Origin of the sequence: Nitratiruptor sp. SB155-2, from assembly GCF_000010325.1 — a bacterium.
In the GTDB taxonomy this organism is placed as follows: Bacteria; Campylobacterota; Campylobacteria; order Campylobacterales; family Nitratiruptoraceae; genus Nitratiruptor.
In genome coordinates, this window is record NC_009662.1 from 1448497 (window position 1) to 1467691 (window position 19195).

A 19195-nucleotide genomic window follows, 5' to 3' on the forward strand; every position below is an offset into this window, starting at 1 on the left:
TCTCCTTAATACTCTTTCACATATGCTTTTTCGCCGTGGATATACTCATCCAATCCCATGATCTCTTCTTCTTGACTCACTCGAAGTCCTGTTATGAAAGAGACAACTTTAAAGATAATAAAAGTCAAGACGATCGTGTATATGCCGACAACTAAAAGCCCGACGATCTGATGCCATAGTTGACTCAAATCGCCACCATACACTATGCCTTTGACTCCTCCGATTTCCGGTTTTGCCAAAATACCTATCATCAACGCTCCGACGATTCCACCGACGCCGTGAACACCGAAAACATCCAGGCTATCATCGTATTTAAATCGGTTTTTCGCAAAAACTACCGCCCCGAAACAGAACACTGCACCCAATATGCCAATAATCACACTTCCCCCGACATCTACAAAACCACTTGCCGGCGTAATCGTAGCAAGACCGGCAATTATTCCGGTCAACAGTCCCAAAGATGTCGGTTTTTTATACTTTATCCACTCAAATCCCATCCAGAGAAATCCGGCAATAAACGCCGCAATCGTAGAGTTGAAAGCCGCACTGATAGCCTGAGCGTTCATCCCAAGGGCACTTCCGCCGTTAAATCCGAACCATCCAAACCACAAAAGTCCTGTACCGATCACTACGAGAGGAAGTGATGATGGAAGCATAATCGGCTCTTTTCTTCGACCAAGCATTATTGCCCCGATTAAAGCCGCCAGACCGCTGGTCTCATGGACAACGATTCCTCCTGCAAAATCGACGACGTTTAAATCGCTAAGCCATCCACCACCCCATATCCAGTGTGCCACCGGAAAATAGACGAGTATTGCCCATAGCACGCTTATCAAAATCCAGGCACTGAATTTGAGTCTTTCCACAAACGCACCTGCCATAAGGGCGACAGTAATAGCAGCAAAAGTCATCTGAAAAAAGATAAAAAGATAGTGATAAAGATTTGGTGCTGCGGGTGCTGGCTCATCAAACTTGATACCAGATAAAAAGATGTACTTCAAATCCCCTATGACTGTACCCTCACCAAATGTCAAGGAATATCCAAAGGCTATCCATAAAAAACTTACCAAACAAAAGGCAACCATCACCATCATCATGGTATTGAGCATACTTTTTACTCTCGTAAGCCCACCATAAAAGAGCGCGAGGGCTGGAATACTCATCAAAAGAACAAATGCTGTAGAGACGAAGATAAATACATTGTCCGCTAACACTATTTTCATACTTCCTCCTAAATCGCTTCTTCGTCCGTTTCGCCCGTTCGGATACGAACCACTTTTTCGATATCGCTTACAAAAATCTTCCCATCACCAATCTTACCGGTGCGTGCATTTTGCATAATCGTTTCAACGACACTCTCCACCATATCCGAAGGTACAATGACCTCTATTTTTACCTTTGGTAAAAAGTCAACCACATATTCGGCCCCTCGATACAATTCACTGTGACCTTGCTGTCTTCCGTACCCTTTCACTTCCGTTACCGTCATTCCGGTAATACCGATTTCACTGAGCCCCTCTTTGACATCATCGAGTTTGAAGGGCTTGATGATCGCTTCCACTTTTTTCATACTTTTCTCCTTCTTTTATTTATCTAGATTATAGCCTACCTATTTGTTCAAAAAAATTAAAAATTTGATAAGATGAAAAGAAAAAAGGCTGTGTATGGAGCTCAAGCAAAAAATTGAAGAACTTCTTCATATCGATGCAAACGAGTATGAAATCTCCCAAACAATACGCGAATATATAAAAAACTATTTTTCCTCTTTGGACAAACTTTTTGAAAAGACACAGGGAAAAGATTTTTTTGTTAAACACACGCGTTATATCGACTCCATTATCACCTCTATCTATAAAGTCGCCATGCGAAAAACATTTGGTTTTTATCTGCCTATGAGTAACTCTGTTCCGGTTACACTCGTTGCTCTTGGAAGCTACGGCAGAGAACAGATGGCCCCCTATTCGGATATCGACTTGATGATTGTGTATGAAGAGGTCGAGGGCTATAACATTCAAGCTCTTATCGAAAAAATTCTCTATATCATCTGGGATACCAAGCTGAAACTTGGCCACAGGGTCCATAAACTGAGTGAACTGAGTGAAGTAGCCAATGAAGATGACACAATCAAAACAGCGTTGATCGAATCAAGATTTATATGCGGATCCAAGTATCTATGGGTCAATATAGAAAACAGACTCAAAAAGGTCCGTCAATCGAACCAAAAAGAGTTTGTTTTCAAAAAAATTGAAGAAGCCCAAAAACGAAGAATCAAAAATCCCATATCCATGGAGCCCAACGTCAAAGAGAGTATCGGCTCCCTGCGCGACGCGAATCTACTCTTTTGGATCGCCAATGTGGTATATGGTATCCGTTCTCTTAAAGAGCTGCAAAGTAGAGTCTTCAGCGATGAAGAGTACAATGAATTCCGCGTAGCGCTGGAGTGGATTTTTCGTCTACGAGGTGCCTTACATCTTGTCTGCAAAAAAAAAGAGGATCGTCTCCTTATGCAGTACATTCCAGATGTTGCCCAAAAACTTCTTGGCTCAAATGATAAAAAAGCGCAAAGCGTACTGGTATCTAGGACATTGCAAGCCCTCCACACTATAGATACTTTTACAAGCATCTTTATCAAAAAAATTATAAGAAGATTTCTTTTTGAACCACATAATGTCACTGTTTTGAAAAGTACAAGAATTACCAAAGACATATATATCTGCGACGATGTAATCTATGTATCTTTTTTTAAAACAGGCTCTTCATTAAAAGAGTTGCTCACTCTTTTACAATTGGATATAAAAGAGTTCGATCCAAGTTTTCTCCACTATGCCAAATCAATCCATGTACCGAACAATCTTGAGAAAAACCACCTAAAACTTATCAAAAAACTTTTCTACAAACCTGTTCTTTTCCCCACTTTGGATGCTCTTTTCAAAAGCAATCTATTGCCAATTGTCATACCGCCTCTCAAAAAAGTGATGTTCTTACCCCAATTTGACGGATACCATGCCTACCCAGTGGATATCCACTCCCTCATGTGCATCAAAGCGTTAGAAAACATCAAAGATGCTAAAGTAGCTGAAGTTTATGAAATGCTGGATACAGAGTATAAAGCTTTGCTCAAGCTTGCAGTCCTTCTCCATGATGCAGGAAAAGGACGCCGAAGCGACCATAGCCTTGTTGGAGCAAAGTTGATACGCTCCTTTGCTTTGGCCTTGGGATTCAGTGAGGAGATGGCTGACATAGGAGCCATTTTGATCAAATATCACACCCTTATGAGTAAAACCGCTTTTCGGGAAGATATTCATAGCGAAAAAGTGGTCTTCTCCTTTATCGCAAAACTACAAAAGCCTATCGTTCTTGATATGCTCTATGTTCTAACGTACGCAGATATAAATGGGGTTGGAAAAACAATCTATACCTCCTACAACGCCCATCTACTGCATGAACTCTATAAAATCGCAAAAGAGAGTTTTTCAAACACGGAAATTTTGGAAGAGAGCGCCAAACGGATCAAAAAAGAGAACGCATTAAAACGAAATCCCACTTTTCAAAATCTTCCAAAAACGCTACAGAAAAAGATTCTCTCTATCGAATCAAATCTCTTTTTCATCAAAAACAAAACGGAAGAGATATTACAAATATGCCAAAAAGCAGCAGAGGTGAAAGATTTTGTAGTAGAGGTACACAATGACGAGTATCTCAGCATCGAAATCTGGAGGAAGGTTCCTTTGAATCTCGGATATCTCCTTGGAAAACTCTCCTATCTTGATATCGCTTCGATGGAGGTTTTCAAACTTTTTGACAGTGTGAAATATTTTAAAATCGAGTTTTTGGAGAAAGTGAATGACGAAGAAGTTCCTTATGTTTACAAAATTGTCGAGGCTTCATTCGATATGAGTAAACAGATTCGACTCAAAAAACCGGACATTGCACCTTATGAGATCACGATCGATTGCAACCACTCCAAAAGCTATGCTTCCATGCACCTCAATGTCAAAAACCAAAAAGGACTGCTTGCCTATATCGCCCATATATTTGATCAATACGGTATCGATATAGCGACAGCCAAAGTACACACCATCAAAAATAGAGCGAGAGACCTCTTTTTAATAGAAAAAAATGGAAATTTTTGTGTCAACAAGGATGCCATTATCCAGCTTTTAACCAATTGATTATTTTTTATACAAATAATGTGTTTATTTATTGCATCTTTTCTCCTATAATGTAATCATCTTTTTTGAACAGGAGAAGAGATGAGATTGGGTGAACTCAAAACTGCTGGTCATCTTCCGACACTGATTGCAACTTTTTTATATTTCGATTTTAGCTTCATGGTGTGGACGATGCTAGGTCCACTTGCAACGGAGATCGCTTCTTCTTTAGCCAAACATGGTTATATACTGGATGCCAACCAAAAGGCAACGATGCTTGCTATCCCTATTTTGGGTGGCGCAATTTTAAGAATTGTGCTTGGATTTTTTGTTGATAACATTGGAGCCAAAAAGACAGCTATTATCGCTCAGCTTATTGTCATTGCTTCATTATTTTATACATTTTTTCGAGGCGAATCGATCACCTATACAGAACTTTTGATGGTGGCTGTAGGTCTTGGATTTGCAGGAGCTAGCTTTGCAGTGGCACTTCCTCAGGCCGGACAGTGGTATCCGCCACGTTTGCAAGGCGTTGTTTTGGGACTCGCCGGGGCCGGAAATATAGGTGTGGTGGTTGACTATATCTTTGCGCCAAAAATCGCTGAGATTTGGGGATGGCCTGCGGTCTTTTTTGTTGGAGGCATTTTATCCACAATCATCCTTGTTACCTATATCATTATGGCAAAGGATGCACCGCCTGAGGTGTATACACCTAGAAAGAAAAAGCTCAGTGACTACATCAAACTTTTGCAAGACAAAGATACATGGTGGTTTAGCCTCTTTTATGCAGTAAGCTTTGGTGGGTTTGTGGGGTTTGCCAACTATATGAAAGTCTATTTGATGGATGTCTATAAAAATGAGATGGCACAAATTGGATTGCAGCTTTTGAGTGAGCCAAATGTTCAGGTGATTGCAGGCTATTTCGGGGCTCTTTGTATCTTCGCCGGAGCAATGCTAAGACCTGTCGGTGGGGCAATTGCAGATAAGATGGGCGGCGTGAAATCACTCTATATCTTTTATGGAGTAGTCGCTCTTTTGGCACTTTTGAATGCAACCGTTGTGCACAATTTCTACGTAGCCATTGTAGTGCTCTTTCTTATTATGGCAAGTCTTGGCATGGCAAACGGTGCTGTTTTTCAGTTGGTCCCACAAAGATTTGGCAAAGATATGGGTATAATGACCGGAATTGTCGGGTGTGCCGGAGGACTTGGTGGAACTGCACTTGTGAAGACACTTGGATGGAGCAAAGCAGCTTTTAACAGTTACAGTGTAGGTTTTTTCATCTTTGCTGGAATCGCCGCTATAGCTGTTATTGGACTTAGTATGGTAAAAATGAGATGGAGAACTACTTGGGGAGTACATGCTGGAGGAAGAATCTAGATGAGTTATAGACTCAGCGCCTTTGGTCTTGCCAAAGGCAAAGAGCTTCGAAGCGATGATGCTTACGGTGTAAAAAGATTTGATGATATTGTCGTAGGCGTGCTTTGCGATGGAGTGGGTAGCGCCCGTGGAGGCAGGGATGCCGCACAAAGAGTGGTCAACTACATGCTTAACAATTTCAAGCAACGACCAAAAAGTTGGAGCATTGAAAAATCTCTTCAAACTTTCATCAAAAACATAAACGTCATCTTATACCAGGAGTCTTTGGCCCAGTTTGAGCGTCCAGAACTCTTAACCACGCTTAGTATTGTCATTATTCAAAGCAACCGCCTCTATGGAGCCAATGTTGGAGACAGCCCTATTTTTTTGCTTCGAGACGGGGTTTTGCAAAAATTATCTTTTGATCATGTAGAATGCGAGGGCTCACATATTCTTTTGCAGGCTATTGGAATGGAAAAAGAGGTGGAGCCCTATCTTTTCGAAAATTTTGTTCATCCAAAAGATAAGATTTTGATCTGCAGTGACGGCGTCACTACTATTTTGGATGAAGAAGAGCTCCATGAAAAAGCCAAATTTCGTGCAACTTCTATCGTCAAATATACAAGTCACAAAGTAAAAGATAATTTACCAGATGATGCGAGTGCAGTCGTCATCGAAATAAAAGAGCTTGATAAAAAGATGCATCTTAAACAGCAAAACCTCCCTATTCCAAAAACCCTCAAAAAAGATCAAATCATAGATGGATATAGACTTCTAAAGCCTTTGAATGAGGGAACCTGGCTGGTTGAAAAGAAGGGGAAAAAATATGTGATGAAATTCCCTCCTGTTTCGGCGATTGATGATCAAGAACATCTCGATTTTTTTATTCAGGAAGCATGGAATGCCACGAGACTCAAAGCCGGTTTTTTTCCAAAGGCCGTTATACCCAAAAAAAGGAGCCATCGATACTATATCATGGAATATATCGAGGGGGACACACTGGCTGAACGTATCGAAAAACGCCCTTTACATGTAGATGAAGCAATCGATCTTGGCAAATTTTTGCTAAAAAGCGCCCAGTATCTTCTCAAATACAACCTCGTTCATGGAGATATCAAGCCTGAAAATATCATCATCAAGCAAAGAAACGAAAAAGCGACCTTCAAACTGGTCGATTTTGGTTCATTTGTGGAGATCTTTTCCATAGCTAATAAAGCTGGGACGCCAAGTTTTTTGGCACCCCAACGTTTCATGGGTGAAGCGATCAGTGAATCGAGTGAAATTTTTGCAATAGGCGTAACACTCTATCTAGCTCTAACTAAACACTATCCATACGGTGAGATAGAGCCATTTCAAAAACCGACTTTCAAAAAGCCAAAAGCTGTGACATATTTCAATAAAAAAGTTCCTGGGTGGTTAGAATCAGTCATCCTAAGAGCCATTGAGCGGGACGAAAACAGACGCTATAAACACTACAGCGAAATGATGTATGAGCTTGAAAATCCCAAAAAAGTCAAACCCTATTTTGATCCATCTGCATCACTGATAGAGAGAGAACCTGTGAAAGTTTACAAAGCTGCATTTATTATCTCCTTTTTGTTCAATTGCATCCTTCTTTTTTTGTTGCTCAAATAATAAACAATATATCTGCATAATTTTAACTACAATATATGTAACAAATATTCATTACAGGAGCACGTATGAGTGCAGTTGAGAGTTTTATCAACTACAAAGCAAATACCGGCATGCAGTGTGGGAGCTACTCTATTGATCTGCCGCCACTCAAAGAAAATGAGCAGTATCGCTTCCATTTTGATGCAACCAAATGTATCGGATGTCACTGCTGTGAAGTGGCATGCAATGAGCAAAACAACAATCCAGCCGAAATTAAATGGAGAAGAGTCGGAGAGGCAGAAGGTGGAGAGTTTCCAAATGTATTGCAGATGTTTTTGTCAATGAGCTGCAACCACTGCATCGATCCTGCCTGCTTGAAAGGTTGCCCTACAAACAGTTACATAAAAATAGAAAATGGCATTGTCATCCATGATGATGAAGCTTGCATCGGATGCCAATACTGCACATGGAACTGCCCCTATGATGTCCCTGTTTTTCACGAAGAGCGCCATATCGTTACAAAATGTCATATGTGCTATGAACGAATAGAAGCAAATCAGACACCAGCTTGCGTGCAAGCCTGTCCGGAAGGCGCAATCGAGATAGAAGCTGTCAATATCGATGAATGGTTGGATGGAAAAATTGATAAAGAAGGAAACGCTCCGGGGCTGATTGATGCAAGAATCACGGGATCTACCACAAGATTTACTCTTCCTAAAAATTTGCCTGAAAAGCTTGAGCCTATGGATAAAGACCTCATCAAGCCAGCCCACAAAGAGTGGCCGCTTGTCTTTATGACAGTTTTTACCCAAATCAGTCTCATTGGATTTGGAGCCATTTTTTTAGGTGATCTTGCCAGTAAATTCACCGCTTTGCCAAGCCCAAGTTTTACAATGACATTGGTTGTTTTTTTGTTAAGTGCCATAGGTCTGCCTCTTTCGGCTCTGCATCTTGGACGCCCTTTCAAAGCATTGAGTGCTATGAAAAATCTCAAAACCTCATGGCTTAGCCGAGAAGCTGCAGCCCTTGGCGCTTTCACTGCAGGTATGAGTATTGTTGTGCTTTTGTATTATTTGGGTGTTGATGGATTTTTGAGGCTTTTTATAGAGGCACTGACGCTAGGTATAGGAATCTATGGCATATATGCCCAATCGATGATCTATAGAGTACCAGCCAAACCAACATGGAACACTGTTTTAACAACCTATACATTTTTTACTACAGGCTATATAGGAACCATACTGTTAGCACTCATTGCAGTTATTGAGGAATGGATCAATGTAGCAAATATATTGCTTGTCTTTACAATTTTGCTTGGAGCTTTACAGCTCTATCTCTTTTTAGAATCTCAAAAGATTTATGAACAAGAAAATTATCAGATCCAAAAAGCAAAAAAGCTTCTTGAGAGCACTTTTGCAAATCTGTACAGATTTAGAAAAGTATCCCTTCCAGTAGCAGCAGTTGTACTACCACTCTTTGGCATTGTTGCACTTAATGCAGGTTCAATCGGCTTTGCATTTTTGTTTGTTTTATTGGCAGTTCTTTTAGGATTTTCAAGCGAGATAGCCGGGAGACTCCTTTTTTATACAACGGCAATAAAAACAGGGATGCCGGGTAACTTTTTTGCTGGTGCTCAGAGACCATAAGGAAAGGAAATGATAGAAAAGATAAAAGACTTTTTAGGATTTGATGTAAAGCTAGATGAAAATGAGATGGTAGATGACCCAGTTTTTGGTAAGGTGCCAAGAGCAAAAAAGCCTGATTTTTGGGTAAAGTCCACCTGTGGATATTGTGGTGTTGGATGTGGGCTATATATTGGCATCAAAGATAATCGTGCTGTCTTTACCAAAGGAGATCCTACTCACCCGGTCAATATCGGCACCCTTTGCCCAAAGGGGCTGAGTGAGCATCAGATGCTCTATGCTTCAAATAGAGTCCTTTATCCAAAGATTAAAAAAGGGGGTCGACTCGAAAATGTTGGCTGGAATGAAGCTTTCAGTGAAGCTGCAAAGCGTATCAAGAAAATCCAATCAACCTATGGCAAAAACAGTTTTGCAGTCATTTCAACTGGACAACTTTTGACTGAAGAGTTTTACGCTCTTGGCAAGTTTGTGCAACTTGGACTTGATACTAGAAACTACGATGGAAATACGACGCTTTGCATGGCAAGTGCGGTAAGCGGATACAAGCAAAGTTTTGGAAGCGATGGACCGGTTGCCAGTTATGAGGATATCGCAAAAGCAGAAGTTGTTTTTGTCGTTGGGGCAAATCTGGCAGACAATCACCCAATTATCGTACATCATCTGATGAAAAACAGAAAAGATAAAACAGTTGTGGTCGTTGATCCAAGACGCAGCAAAACAAGCCAGCTTGCAGATATCTACTTGCCAATCAAACCAAGAACGGATCTGGCACTTTTCAATGGTCTAGCCTACATCATCTGGGAGCAGGGATGGTTCGATGAGAGCTTTATTAAATCCCGAACCAATGGCTGGAGAGAATTTGTAAAACATATCCAATCCTACAAACCGGCTGAAGTTGCTCATATTACCGGCATTGGGACAAAAATGTTATACCGCTTAGCGCAACTTTTTGCCAACAACAAAAGCCTCATCTGCTGGACAATGGGCGTCAATCAATCAGCTCAGGGAACCGATACCGTCAGTGCAATCAACAATCTTGCCCTTATGACAGGCAATATCGGCAAAGAGGGAACGGGAGCTTTTAGCATAACCGGTCAGTGCAACGCCATGGGAACAAGAGAGTTTGGATTTACTTCCTCAATTCCAGGATATAGAAAGTTTGAAAGTGTTCAAGATAGAAAAGAGTTTGCAAATCTCATCGATGTGCCAGTAGAGTGGATACCAGACCATCGAGGCTACAAATATGCCGAAATTATTGAAGCGATAGAAAAAGGGGAAATTAAAGGTCTATGGGTTGTTTGTACCAATCCACTTGTCAGTTTTCCAAATCAAAAAAGATTCAGAAAAGCTTTGCAAAAACTGGATTTCTTGCTTGTGCAAGATGCTTTTATGAGTGATACCGCACAATTTGCAGATATTGTCTTTGCGGCGGCTACTTGGGGCGAAAAGGAAGGATGCTATACCAACAGTGAGCGACGCTGTAACAAAGCCAATAAAGCAGTTGAGCCTCCTGCTATGAGTAAAAGCGATTTTGATATCGTTTTGGAATTTAGCAAGTTTTTTGAAAGAAGTGAAAAACTCTTTGGTAACTGGAAGGAGCCAAAAGATGCCTTTGAAGAGATAAGAAAGGTAAGTAGAGGCAGACTGTGTGATTATAGCGGTATGAGCTATGAAAAGATCGAATCCCTTGGAGGAATACAGTGGCCTTGTAATGAACAGTATCCAGATGGATGCAAACGTCTTTATGGTGAAGATATGAAATTTATGCATGAAGATGGGAAAGCTAGATTTATTTGCGCCGAGTTTAAGCCACTGGAAGAAGCGCCAAACAAAGAGTTTCCATTTATTCTCAATACCGGCAGAACCGTAGAGCATTTCCATACCCGAACCAAAACGGGACAAATCAAGATATTAAACGATTTGGCTCCAGAGGCCTGGATCGATATCAATCCAAAAGATGCGAAGAGGCTTGGAGTCAAAAACTACGATAGAGTCTGGCTCACAAGCCCTAGAGGCAAAGTTGAAAACCTGGTCGTTCGAGTGACCCAGCTTGTCGCTCCTGGAACGGTATTTGTGCCATTTCATTACAACACACAACTTATCAATAATCTTACCCAGTCCCTTTTTGATCCGATCAGTGGTGAGCCGAACTACAAACAAACCACTGTGCAGATTCACTCACAAAAGTGTCCAAAAGGCATTACTCCTACTGTTGCAATAGCAGGAGAACTTGAGCTTGATAGAAAAGAAACCGAGCAAGAAGTAACTGTAAAAGAGGAGCAACGATGATAGAAGAGCTACAAAAAATATATGAGCAACGAAGCAAAAAAATAAACAAGGTTGAAAAAGTTAAAGCCTCGATGTCACCAAAAGAGGCCTATGAGAGACTTTTGGAAGCGAGTCAAAAAGGATATGACGCGCTTACAAAAGAGGATAAGTCAGTCTTTTTAAAATATTTTGGACTCTTTGACAAAAACGAGCTTACTCCAAAACAGTTTATGCTTAGAGTGCGTATTCCTGGCGGAAAACTCACTCCAAACCAGGCAAAAGTTTTAGGTGAAGTGGCAAAAGAGTTTGGCAATGACTATATCGATCTTACAACCAGGATGCAAGTAGAGCTTCGCAATATCTACATTGAAGATGTACCGGCAACCTTTGCAAAGCTTGAAAGCGTTGGTATCACAACCTATCAAACAGGGATCGACAACCTAAGAAACATAGTTACTGACCCTTTGGATGGCTTAGCCTATGACAACTTTTTTGAAAGTTTTCCTATATTAAAGCAGATGCAAGAACTCTTTTTAAAAAAAGAGGAGTGGATAGGTTCGCTTCCAAGAAAGTTCAATACCTCCATCATCTCTTCCATTACGAATCGATGTAACGCATACGGACATGATGCCTGTTTTGTATTGGCCATAAAAGATGGCATTTATGGCTACAATGTCTATTTAGGTGGAAAGGTCGGCAAAATTGCAAAAAGTGCCGATATCTTTTTACAAGCCGATGAGGTAGTTCCCTTTTATGAAAAGCTCATTAACTTTTACAAAACCTATGGCTTTCGAGATAACAGAAACAAAAACAGGCTCTACTTTTTGATAGAAGCTGTTGGTATGGATGCTTTTCGAGAGGCTCTAGAGAAATTTAGTCAAAAAGAGCTTGCGAATGCTGGAGAGACACTGTGTAAGATGGAGCATTTTGATAACAATCAGGGAAGCGTACAGCTTAAAAATGGCTCTTTTGCTCTGCATGCAATTGTTCCTGGTGGAATTTTTAGTGGATCTGATATGATGGAAGCCTCTACCATAGCCCAAGAAAATGGTGGAGAGATTCGACTCAGTGTCGAGCAAAATCTTTATATTACCAATATCACCGACCGATCATCCACGCTTTCAAAGCCATTTTTTCAAAAATATAAAAATGTCCACTCACCCTATTTCAACAACCTCGTGGCCTGTGCTGGGAAAAATGAGTGTAGCTTTGGTGTCATTCCCAATAAACCGGATGCCATAGATATGGCAGATTTTTTGACTCAAGAGGTTCCCTTGCAAAACTCTAAAATACGCATGTATTGGAGTGGATGCGTTAAGGGGTGTGGCCTACACGAGTGGGGTGATATCGGCTTTGTCGGGGCAAAAGCAAAAGAGAATGGCCAAATCGTATATGGTGTCGATATTTTACTTGGTGGCAGTCTCGCTAAGAGACAAGGAGCGCAAACTATCCTAAAAGCGATTCCCCTTCGCTATGCAAAGAATTTGATCAAACAGCTTATGATTGAATATAAAAACCATAAAAAACCTGGTGAGCACTTTGAAAAGTACTATGAAAGGGCTTTTCAACCATTCTCAAAAGGAGCCATCGGTTTTTTGATGCTTTTTAATACTCTGCTTGAGAAAGAGGGATTGGAGTATCGATTTAGCCTGGCAAATCATAAACCGATTGGCAAGTTCGAACCATTGGAAATCTTTGATTTTGGAAACGAAATCTATCGAAATATCACTACTGAAAAAGCCTATCTTGAAATATATAATTTTCAACCGGTCGGCTCAACCAAGCCCATCCATCCAAAAAAAATAAAACCAGAGCTTCCTGAAGCCATAGCAGATATCGTTTATAAAATGGTACATCCAAATCCAAATGAGCGGTATCAGGTGTTTAGTGAACTTGTCAATGAAATTACATTATGAAATATAGGACTCCATAAAAAGTAATGTGCATTACAGAAACTATCACGTTAACTCTTAATGCAAACCTAAAGTATATAGGTTTGGTACTGGAGTCTTCTTAAAAAATGCTCTATGTAATAAAGATTTAATATCTTGTAAGAGGAAATCTAAGAGTATTTCCTCTTACGATGTAACAGAAAAACTTATTTTATCTCTCAATTTTAATATGTTATCTATAGTTAATTGGTCTTTTTCTTTAATTGCCTTAATCGAATGTCATTCTTAACCTGCTCTATTGTTGTAAACTTCGTCCCATATTTTTTATTATACTCTTCAATTTGAAGAAACTCATTGATTTCATTCAAAGATTTAAAATTAGTCCCATGTTCTTTATTATATTGTAATACAGCTTGTTGCGCATATTGATTGGATAAAGCATTCACATCAAGTTTTTGCAATTTTCTAAAGGCCTCTTCATTTTCCCTTTGTTTTTTTGCATCCATTGCTTCAGTAATTGCAGTAGTCCCTATAACAGCAGGATTTAGAGTCAACTGTGCTCCAACGGCCTGACCTTGTAAAATATGAGCTGGATTCGTTTTTAAATTAATAGAACTCGCTGCAGTTGATGATAATGCATTGGATATTACACTATCGCTAAATTTCGTGAACATCCAGTAAAAAGAATGGTTCCAGAAGTAAGTAATATGACAGAAGTAAGGTATTTTCTCATAAATATCCTTTCTCTGCGGTTTTTTTATATTAAAACAGTTATGTATTTTATAAACTTTTTATTTAATTTAGATTGAAAAGATTTGTAAGTAGTAGTTAGTTTGAAATTGCGATTCACAGCAACTCAAGAAAGCTTGAAAACTGACTATAATAATATCCTATTGATAAGAATCCTAAACACTTCTTTGTTTCACATATCCATAAAGGAGCGTCAGAATAAAAAGAATTATCGAAATGTGATTTGCACTCCAGATCGACCAACTTACCAAAGAGGTTAAAAATATAGCTATAAAAACAGCAGAAACCACTGGTAGAGAAAGATCGAAAAGGTTTTTTATAAACCAAAGAAATATAAGAAAACCAACAAAACCTATTATGCCACTATCTAAAAAAATCTCTAAAAAGATATTATGAGGATGCTTTGCAATACCTCCTAACATCTTTTTCTTTTGAGCAAACATAACTGATGATTTCACACCATATCCTGTCAAAATATTTTTTTGCATTCTTTTAATGGTATCCATATAAATATCATATCGTCCTGTCATTCTGTCACCATGTGGCGAAAAAGTGGTTTTGAAGCTATCGATACGTTGTTTAATTTCTGGAAACGTTACATAAGCCACTAGGGATACACCAGTGATAACCAATAGAGTGAATAATATTTCTTTTGAAAAGATTTTTTTCACCTTCAGTCCAGTATAAACAAATAAGGCAGCTAAAAATGAGAGTATCGCCGTACGAGAAGTTGAAGCAAGTATACCCAAAACAGGGACAACAAAAAAAAATAACTGAATCAGTAAACTGCTTTTACGAGAAAAAAAATCATATATCAAAAAAAAGCTTATTGCAACAAAAACTTCCCTTAAATGATAATTCGCAGCTTGTGGAATAATTACACCTCTTTTAATGTAATACAATACATCACATCCACAAATCACATTGGAAATTGTAATAAATTCTGTGAGCACAAGTGAGAAAGCCAATATATATAAAGCACGACGTATTGCAAGCGTTCTATGTGGAGAAAGAGAATATAAAAAGAGACCTATGAAAAGAGCTGTATAGGAATAAAAAAGAAATACACCAAATTTCTTCCAGGAATACAAAGGAAATTCGGAAAATATTTGCGAAATTGCTACAAATACAACAAATATGGACCATCCTTTTACAAGTGGATGTTTTAGGAGCATCTTTAATGCATAAGCATGGACCAGTGAAAGAAAGATAAAAAGGGAAAGGAAAAAAGCGATATTAAACAGTCCCCTTCCCAAAAAAGCCATGATAAGAATAGTGGGAAAGAGATAGGTTAATACATCGAATCTACTCATTCTAAAGAAAATTTTCAATTTTTTTCAATCCTTTCTCTATATCGATATTTTCATAATAGTTTCCTACTGCCAACAAATTCTTTTTCGAAGGTGATTGGAATTGTACTTCATCCCAAATGGCCGTACTCCATGGTCCAAAGGGAGCGGAAACGATCCAATTTGTCGCTCCAAATATCCCAATAGTCGGTGTTTTTTGAACTGCTGCAATATGCATGGGAGCGGAATCTGTTGAAATGCATAAATAGGCCTCTTTTAACACTCGTTTTAAATCCCCAATTGAGGTTTTTCCTGCAATTACCTCTTTTGCCCCGACAATATGCTTTGCAACCTCTTGGACATACTCTTTTTCATTACTATCTCCAGTCAAGATAAAAGGTAACCCAAATCTTGTATATAAAATCTGGCTAATTTCTTTCCATTTATGTATAGGAAGTCGTTTCGAGATCCATTTTGGACTTGAACCAGTATTTAAAACGATATATGTAGGCTCTTTCTTTTTAAAAGTTGTATCTAGAGATTTCAAGTAAGTAGCTTTCTTTGCAATATCATAAAAAATATGTGTTACACTTTGATTGAAAGAGACACCCTCATTTCCTATATGATGAAAAAAAAACCGAATAAACTTACTTCGGTCGTTATTTTGTAAATCGATAAAACATGATACCTTTCTTCGTTTCATTTCCCAAATAAATTTGGCTATATCCAATACATTTTTACTTTTCAAAACGACTATTTCATCAAATTCATCTTTTAATAACTCATATCCTATTGGTGAAGTCAAGATCACCGGTTTTTGTTCGAATGCATGTAAAACAGGAATAGAAGCAGCAATATCCCCAAGCGCACTAAATCGATACACTCCGATTTTCATATTTTTTCCAAAATCTTTTCGGCTATCAAACGATACCCTTTTTCATTGAAATGAATTTCATCAAAATAGAGGTTTGGATTTTTTTCAAAAATATCATAAATTGCGATATATTCGCACTGCTCATATTCATTGGCTAATTTTCTCAAAACCTGATTATATTTTTTAATATCTGGATTACGGAACTGCTCTGTACGATGAGGGGGCGTTTCGATTAGAATGATTTTCGGACTCTCTTGTATGATTTGTCGTATTGTATTTTCATATTCTTCGGGTGGTACCACATATTTTTGTCCAAAAAGCTTATTCAAACCAAATTGTCTAGCTATTTTTTTATATTTTTTAACAATTTTTCTAGCAATCTTTCTCAAAAAATTATCAGGATAATAAAGAACATATGGAGCGTAGCGAAAAGTTTTCCAGCTGTCCACAAGACCATATCCAAAAAGTATAATATTTGGCTTTTTATTTTTATATGTATCAAAAAGAATTTTCCCTTCTCTTACAGTACTCATCGTAATACCAGCATTGATAAGCGGCTGATTCAGCTTTCGGGCTACAATGTCTGCATAGGTAAGACCGTTATATTTATCTGCGCCTTTTACATTACAATCGCCCAAAGCGAGTATCATTTCATATACCTCTCTTCCCAAAGTCGAAACATATACATAAGCCAGATGGCATTGGTTCTTTTTCCGCTTTTGTAAAACTGTTTTACAATTTTATCTTTATTTACTAGATCATCCAAAAATGAGGTTTGATGCAATAGATCCAAAACCTGCTCTTTGAGTTTGGATCTGAGCCAATATTTGATAGGAACGGAAAACCCCTGTTTTGGAAGTTTTGAAAGCTGGGGCAACTCCTCTTCGAGCAATACCCTTAGTATTCTTTTATGAAAACGAAGCTCATTTGGCAAAGAAAAGGCAAATTCTATCAGTTCATGATCCAGATAGGGCTCTCTAGCTTCCAGCGAATTGGCCATTGTTACTCGATCCACTTTTACCAATACATCATCTGCCAAAAAGTGCTTAAAATCAAACAAAAACATACAATCAAGCAATTCACTGCACTGCAGCTCATCAAAGAAAATCTGCTGTTTTAACTCATCTGGAAAGATACGGTATCTCGTTGCCAGTTTATAGCGAAGATAATCACTTGTTGCCATATATTTTCGTTTGCCTCGCAGTAAAAACTGAATGAATCGAAGATTTTTATATAGAGGGTATCGTTTGTAGTTTTTAAAATTGATGGGATACCCTCCAAAAAGCTCATCTGCTCCATCGGCAGAAAGTACCACCTTGACATGCTCTTTTGCCAACTTGGCAACCAAAAAAGTGGGAAGTGAAGAGCTGTCACCAAAAGGCTCATCAAAAATATCGGCAACGGTTGGAAGCAGTTTTAACAGTTCATCTATACCAAAATAGAGCTCATGATGCTGGGTTCCAAGTTTCCTAGCCGTCGCTTTAGCAATTTTTGCTTCATTGAACCGCTCATCCTCAAAACCGATGGTGAATGTTTTTAGCGGATACTTTTTTGATAAGAAACTGGCCAGCAAGGAGCTATCGATCCCTCCACTCAAAAACAGTCCAACATCCACATCACTAACCATTCTATATTCAAAGCTTTTTTGCAGAAGCTCTCTTGTTTTCTCTTTTGCCTCTTCAAAACCTATATCTATTTTTTCTTTTGGAAGGTCCCAATACTGCTTTATAACCACTTTTTGATCAAAAAATTCCAGATAGTGGCCTGCTGGAAGTTTATGACAGTTTTGAAAGATCGAATGAGGCTCGGGAACAAATCCAAGTTGAAAATAGAAAATGGCCGCTTTTGGATCGATTCGTTTTTGAAATGCTGGATGTAAAATGACAGCTTTTGGTTCACTGGCAAAGATAAAGGTTTTCCCATCAAAATAGTAATATAAAGGCTTTACCCCCGCACGATCACGAATAAGGGTTAGCTTATTTTGATTTGTATCATAGAGTGCTATCGCAAACATCCCGTGAAATTTATGAACCGCTTCGACACCCCATTTATGAAAAGCTTTCAAAATCACTTCCGTATCACTGGAGGTGGTAAAGGTGTACTCACTTAGCTCTTTTTGTATCTCTTTATAGTTATACACTTCTCCATTGTAACTGATAACTAGATTTTCAAACCGCATAGGCTGGTTTGCTTCGCTACTTAAATCGATAATGGAGAGTCTTCTGTGCCCCAAAGAAAATTCGGGTGATTCAAAAAAGCCGTAGTTATCTGGTCCACCGGGAGCTAAAACTGTACTCATTTTATCTAAGACTGCTCTATTTTTCCCGTTAAATCCAAAGATTCTACACATTCACAATACTTTCATACAGCTTTTTATACTCTTTTGCAACATTGGAAAGCTGTAAAACTGGTTGATACTCCTCTTTTACTTTCGCAAATATATCTTTATATTTTTCGTATGCTTGATTGACTTCTTGAATCTTTTGATGGACATCTTGAAAAACAAGCTTTTTTGGCAAAATTTCCATACTTCCTCCAACTGGAGTGGAAATAACTATATCACTACAATAAAGACCCTCTATCAATGCTCTGCTAAATCCCTCTCTATGGGAGTTGATAACGTGTAGATGTGCTTTTGAAAGAAGTTCACAAATATTCTCTTTATAACCCAAAAGAAAGACTTTGTTTTGTAGATGGTATGTATCGATCAGCGATTGCAAATATTCTCTCTCTTCTCCTTCTCCTACAATCCACAACCGAAAATTAAAGTTTAACTTTGCTACAGACTTGATTAATCCATCAAAATTTTTGACTTTCCTCAAAGCTCCAATGGAGATGATTGTAAATGTATCTTCTTTTTGTACAGCTTTGCATTGAAATTTCGTAGCATCAATGCCATTGTATATAACTTTACAATTTTCATTGTCTATTTCTCTGGCCACCTCTTTTGAAACTGCTACGACGAAAGGAACTTGGTCAAAAATCCTGCTTTTTCTACTATTTCTCTTCGTTGCAACAAATGGAAATTTCATAAACTTCCAGAGTTTATGGACTATTTGAGTCGCTTTTGCCGAGTGGGTATGGACAATATCTGGTCGCTCTTTTTTTATGATGTTGGCTATCTCAAGATATTGAAAAGGATTGTGTCTTGATGGATTTGATTTGAGTTGTATCACCCTTACACTTGGCAAAAACTTCTCTTTATACTCACACCCCTTTACTACAATCGCCACCACATCATCGGATTTGCTCAGCTCATTGCTAAGCTCTACAAAACTTCGCTCTGCCCCCACAAATTTCGGACTTGCCATAAACTGCAAAATCTTCAAAGAAACTCCCTATAGAGTGACTAAAT

Annotated in this window: 14 protein-coding genes; 6 read left to right on the forward strand and 8 right to left on the reverse strand. The window is 38.7% G+C overall.

Translation table 11 applies throughout. The annotated features are described in order from the left end of the window. Positions 1–5: 5 nt before the first annotated feature. The gene (locus tag NIS_RS07645; protein ID WP_012082799.1) at positions 6–1223 is read right to left on the reverse strand and encodes an ammonium transporter; all 1218 of its coding nucleotides are present in this window, start codon (positions 1221–1223) and stop codon (positions 6–8) included. 8 nt (positions 1224–1231) lie between these two features. Next, entirely contained in the window at positions 1232–1570 is a 339-nt protein-coding gene (locus NIS_RS07650; protein ID WP_012082800.1) for a P-II family nitrogen regulator, read from the reverse strand. A gap of 94 nt (positions 1571–1664) precedes the next feature. Between NIS_RS07650 and NIS_RS07655 the strand changes: the two genes are divergently transcribed. The 6 genes from NIS_RS07655 to NIS_RS07680 all read left to right on the forward strand — a co-directional run bounded on the left by NIS_RS07655 (position 1665) and on the right by NIS_RS07680 (position 12951). Then, positions 1665–4172 carry an HD domain-containing protein gene (locus NIS_RS07655; RefSeq protein ID WP_012082801.1) on the forward strand — a complete coding sequence of 836 codons (2508 nt, stop codon included), beginning with the start codon at positions 1665–1667 and terminating at the stop codon, positions 4170–4172. Positions 4173–4253: 81 nt separating this feature from the next. Continuing rightward, the gene (locus NIS_RS07660) at positions 4254–5531 is read left to right on the forward strand and encodes an MFS transporter (RefSeq protein WP_012082802.1); all 1278 of its coding nucleotides are present in this window, start codon (positions 4254–4256) and stop codon (positions 5529–5531) included. Then, positions 5532–7145, forward strand: a complete 1614-nt coding sequence (locus NIS_RS07665) for a bifunctional protein-serine/threonine kinase/phosphatase (RefSeq protein ID WP_012082803.1) — start codon at positions 5532–5534, stop codon at positions 7143–7145. Between the two features lie 65 nt (positions 7146–7210). Then, on the forward strand, positions 7211–8770 hold the full coding sequence (locus NIS_RS07670; RefSeq protein WP_012082804.1) for a DmsC/YnfH family molybdoenzyme membrane anchor subunit: 1560 nt from the start codon (positions 7211–7213) through the stop codon (positions 8768–8770). A 9-nt stretch (positions 8771–8779) separates the two neighbouring features. Next, positions 8780–11056, forward strand: coding sequence for a molybdopterin oxidoreductase family protein (locus NIS_RS07675; RefSeq protein WP_012082805.1), 2277 nt, complete (start codon positions 8780–8782; stop codon positions 11054–11056). After that, positions 11053–12951: a ferredoxin--nitrite reductase gene (locus tag NIS_RS07680; RefSeq protein WP_012082806.1), complete on the forward strand. Its 1899-nt coding sequence runs from the start codon at positions 11053–11055 to the stop codon at positions 12949–12951. The genes NIS_RS07675 and NIS_RS07680 overlap by 4 nt, the downstream gene beginning before the upstream one ends. 218 nt (positions 12952–13169) lie before the next feature. On the opposite strand, the gene NIS_RS07685 is transcribed toward NIS_RS07680, so the two are convergent. The 6 genes from NIS_RS07685 to NIS_RS07710 all read right to left on the reverse strand — a co-directional run bounded on the left by NIS_RS07685 (position 13170) and on the right by NIS_RS07710 (position 19169). Then, positions 13170–13481, reverse strand: coding sequence for a hypothetical protein (locus NIS_RS07685; RefSeq protein ID WP_158297281.1), 312 nt, complete (start codon positions 13479–13481; stop codon positions 13170–13172). 351 nt (positions 13482–13832) lie between these two features. Continuing rightward, positions 13833–14852 (reverse strand): O-antigen ligase family protein, encoded by a 1020-nt coding sequence (locus tag NIS_RS07690; RefSeq protein WP_158297282.1) that lies wholly within the window; start codon positions 14850–14852, stop codon positions 13833–13835. A gap of 139 nt (positions 14853–14991) precedes the next feature. Next, positions 14992–15861 (reverse strand): glycosyltransferase family 9 protein, encoded by an 870-nt coding sequence (locus NIS_RS07695; RefSeq protein WP_012082809.1) that lies wholly within the window; start codon positions 15859–15861, stop codon positions 14992–14994. Continuing rightward, complete coding sequence (locus NIS_RS07700; protein WP_012082810.1) at positions 15858–16490, reverse strand: SGNH/GDSL hydrolase family protein; 633 nt, start codon at positions 16488–16490, stop codon at positions 15858–15860. The genes NIS_RS07695 and NIS_RS07700 overlap by 4 nt, the downstream gene beginning before the upstream one ends. Beyond that, the gene (gene asnB / locus NIS_RS07705) at positions 16487–18190 is read right to left on the reverse strand and encodes an asparagine synthase (glutamine-hydrolyzing) (protein WP_012082811.1); all 1704 of its coding nucleotides are present in this window, start codon (positions 18188–18190) and stop codon (positions 16487–16489) included. The genes NIS_RS07700 and asnB overlap by 4 nt, the downstream gene beginning before the upstream one ends. Then, positions 18183–19169 carry a glycosyltransferase gene (locus NIS_RS07710; protein WP_012082812.1) on the reverse strand — a complete coding sequence of 329 codons (987 nt, stop codon included), beginning with the start codon at positions 19167–19169 and terminating at the stop codon, positions 18183–18185. Before NIS_RS07710 ends, asnB begins: the two co-directional genes overlap by 8 nt. Between the last annotated feature and the right edge of the window lie 26 nt (positions 19170–19195).

Coding starts and splice junctions, on each gene's coding strand:
- NIS_RS07645 (WP_012082799.1), bottom strand. CDS start 1,223: ATGAAAATAGTGTTAGCGGACAATGTATTTATCTTCGTCTCTACAGCA.
- NIS_RS07650 (WP_012082800.1), bottom strand. CDS start 1,570: ATGAAAAAAGTGGAAGCGATCATCAAGCCCTTCAAACTCGATGATGTC.
- NIS_RS07655 (WP_012082801.1), top strand. CDS start 1,665: ATGGAGCTCAAGCAAAAAATTGAAGAACTTCTTCATATCGATGCAAAC.
- NIS_RS07660 (WP_012082802.1), top strand. CDS start 4,254: ATGAGATTGGGTGAACTCAAAACTGCTGGTCATCTTCCGACACTGATT.
- NIS_RS07665 (WP_012082803.1), top strand. CDS start 5,532: ATGAGTTATAGACTCAGCGCCTTTGGTCTTGCCAAAGGCAAAGAGCTT.
- NIS_RS07670 (WP_012082804.1), top strand. CDS start 7,211: ATGAGTGCAGTTGAGAGTTTTATCAACTACAAAGCAAATACCGGCATG.
- NIS_RS07675 (WP_012082805.1), top strand. CDS start 8,780: ATGATAGAAAAGATAAAAGACTTTTTAGGATTTGATGTAAAGCTAGAT.
- NIS_RS07680 (WP_012082806.1), top strand. CDS start 11,053: ATGATAGAAGAGCTACAAAAAATATATGAGCAACGAAGCAAAAAAATA.
- NIS_RS07690 (WP_158297282.1), bottom strand. CDS start 14,852: ATGCTCCTAAAACATCCACTTGTAAAAGGATGGTCCATATTTGTTGTA.
- NIS_RS07695 (WP_012082809.1), bottom strand. CDS start 15,861: ATGAAAATCGGAGTGTATCGATTTAGTGCGCTTGGGGATATTGCTGCT.
- NIS_RS07700 (WP_012082810.1), bottom strand. CDS start 16,490: ATGATACTCGCTTTGGGCGATTGTAATGTAAAAGGCGCAGATAAATAT.
- asnB (WP_012082811.1), bottom strand. CDS start 18,190: ATGTGTAGAATCTTTGGATTTAACGGGAAAAATAGAGCAGTCTTAGAT.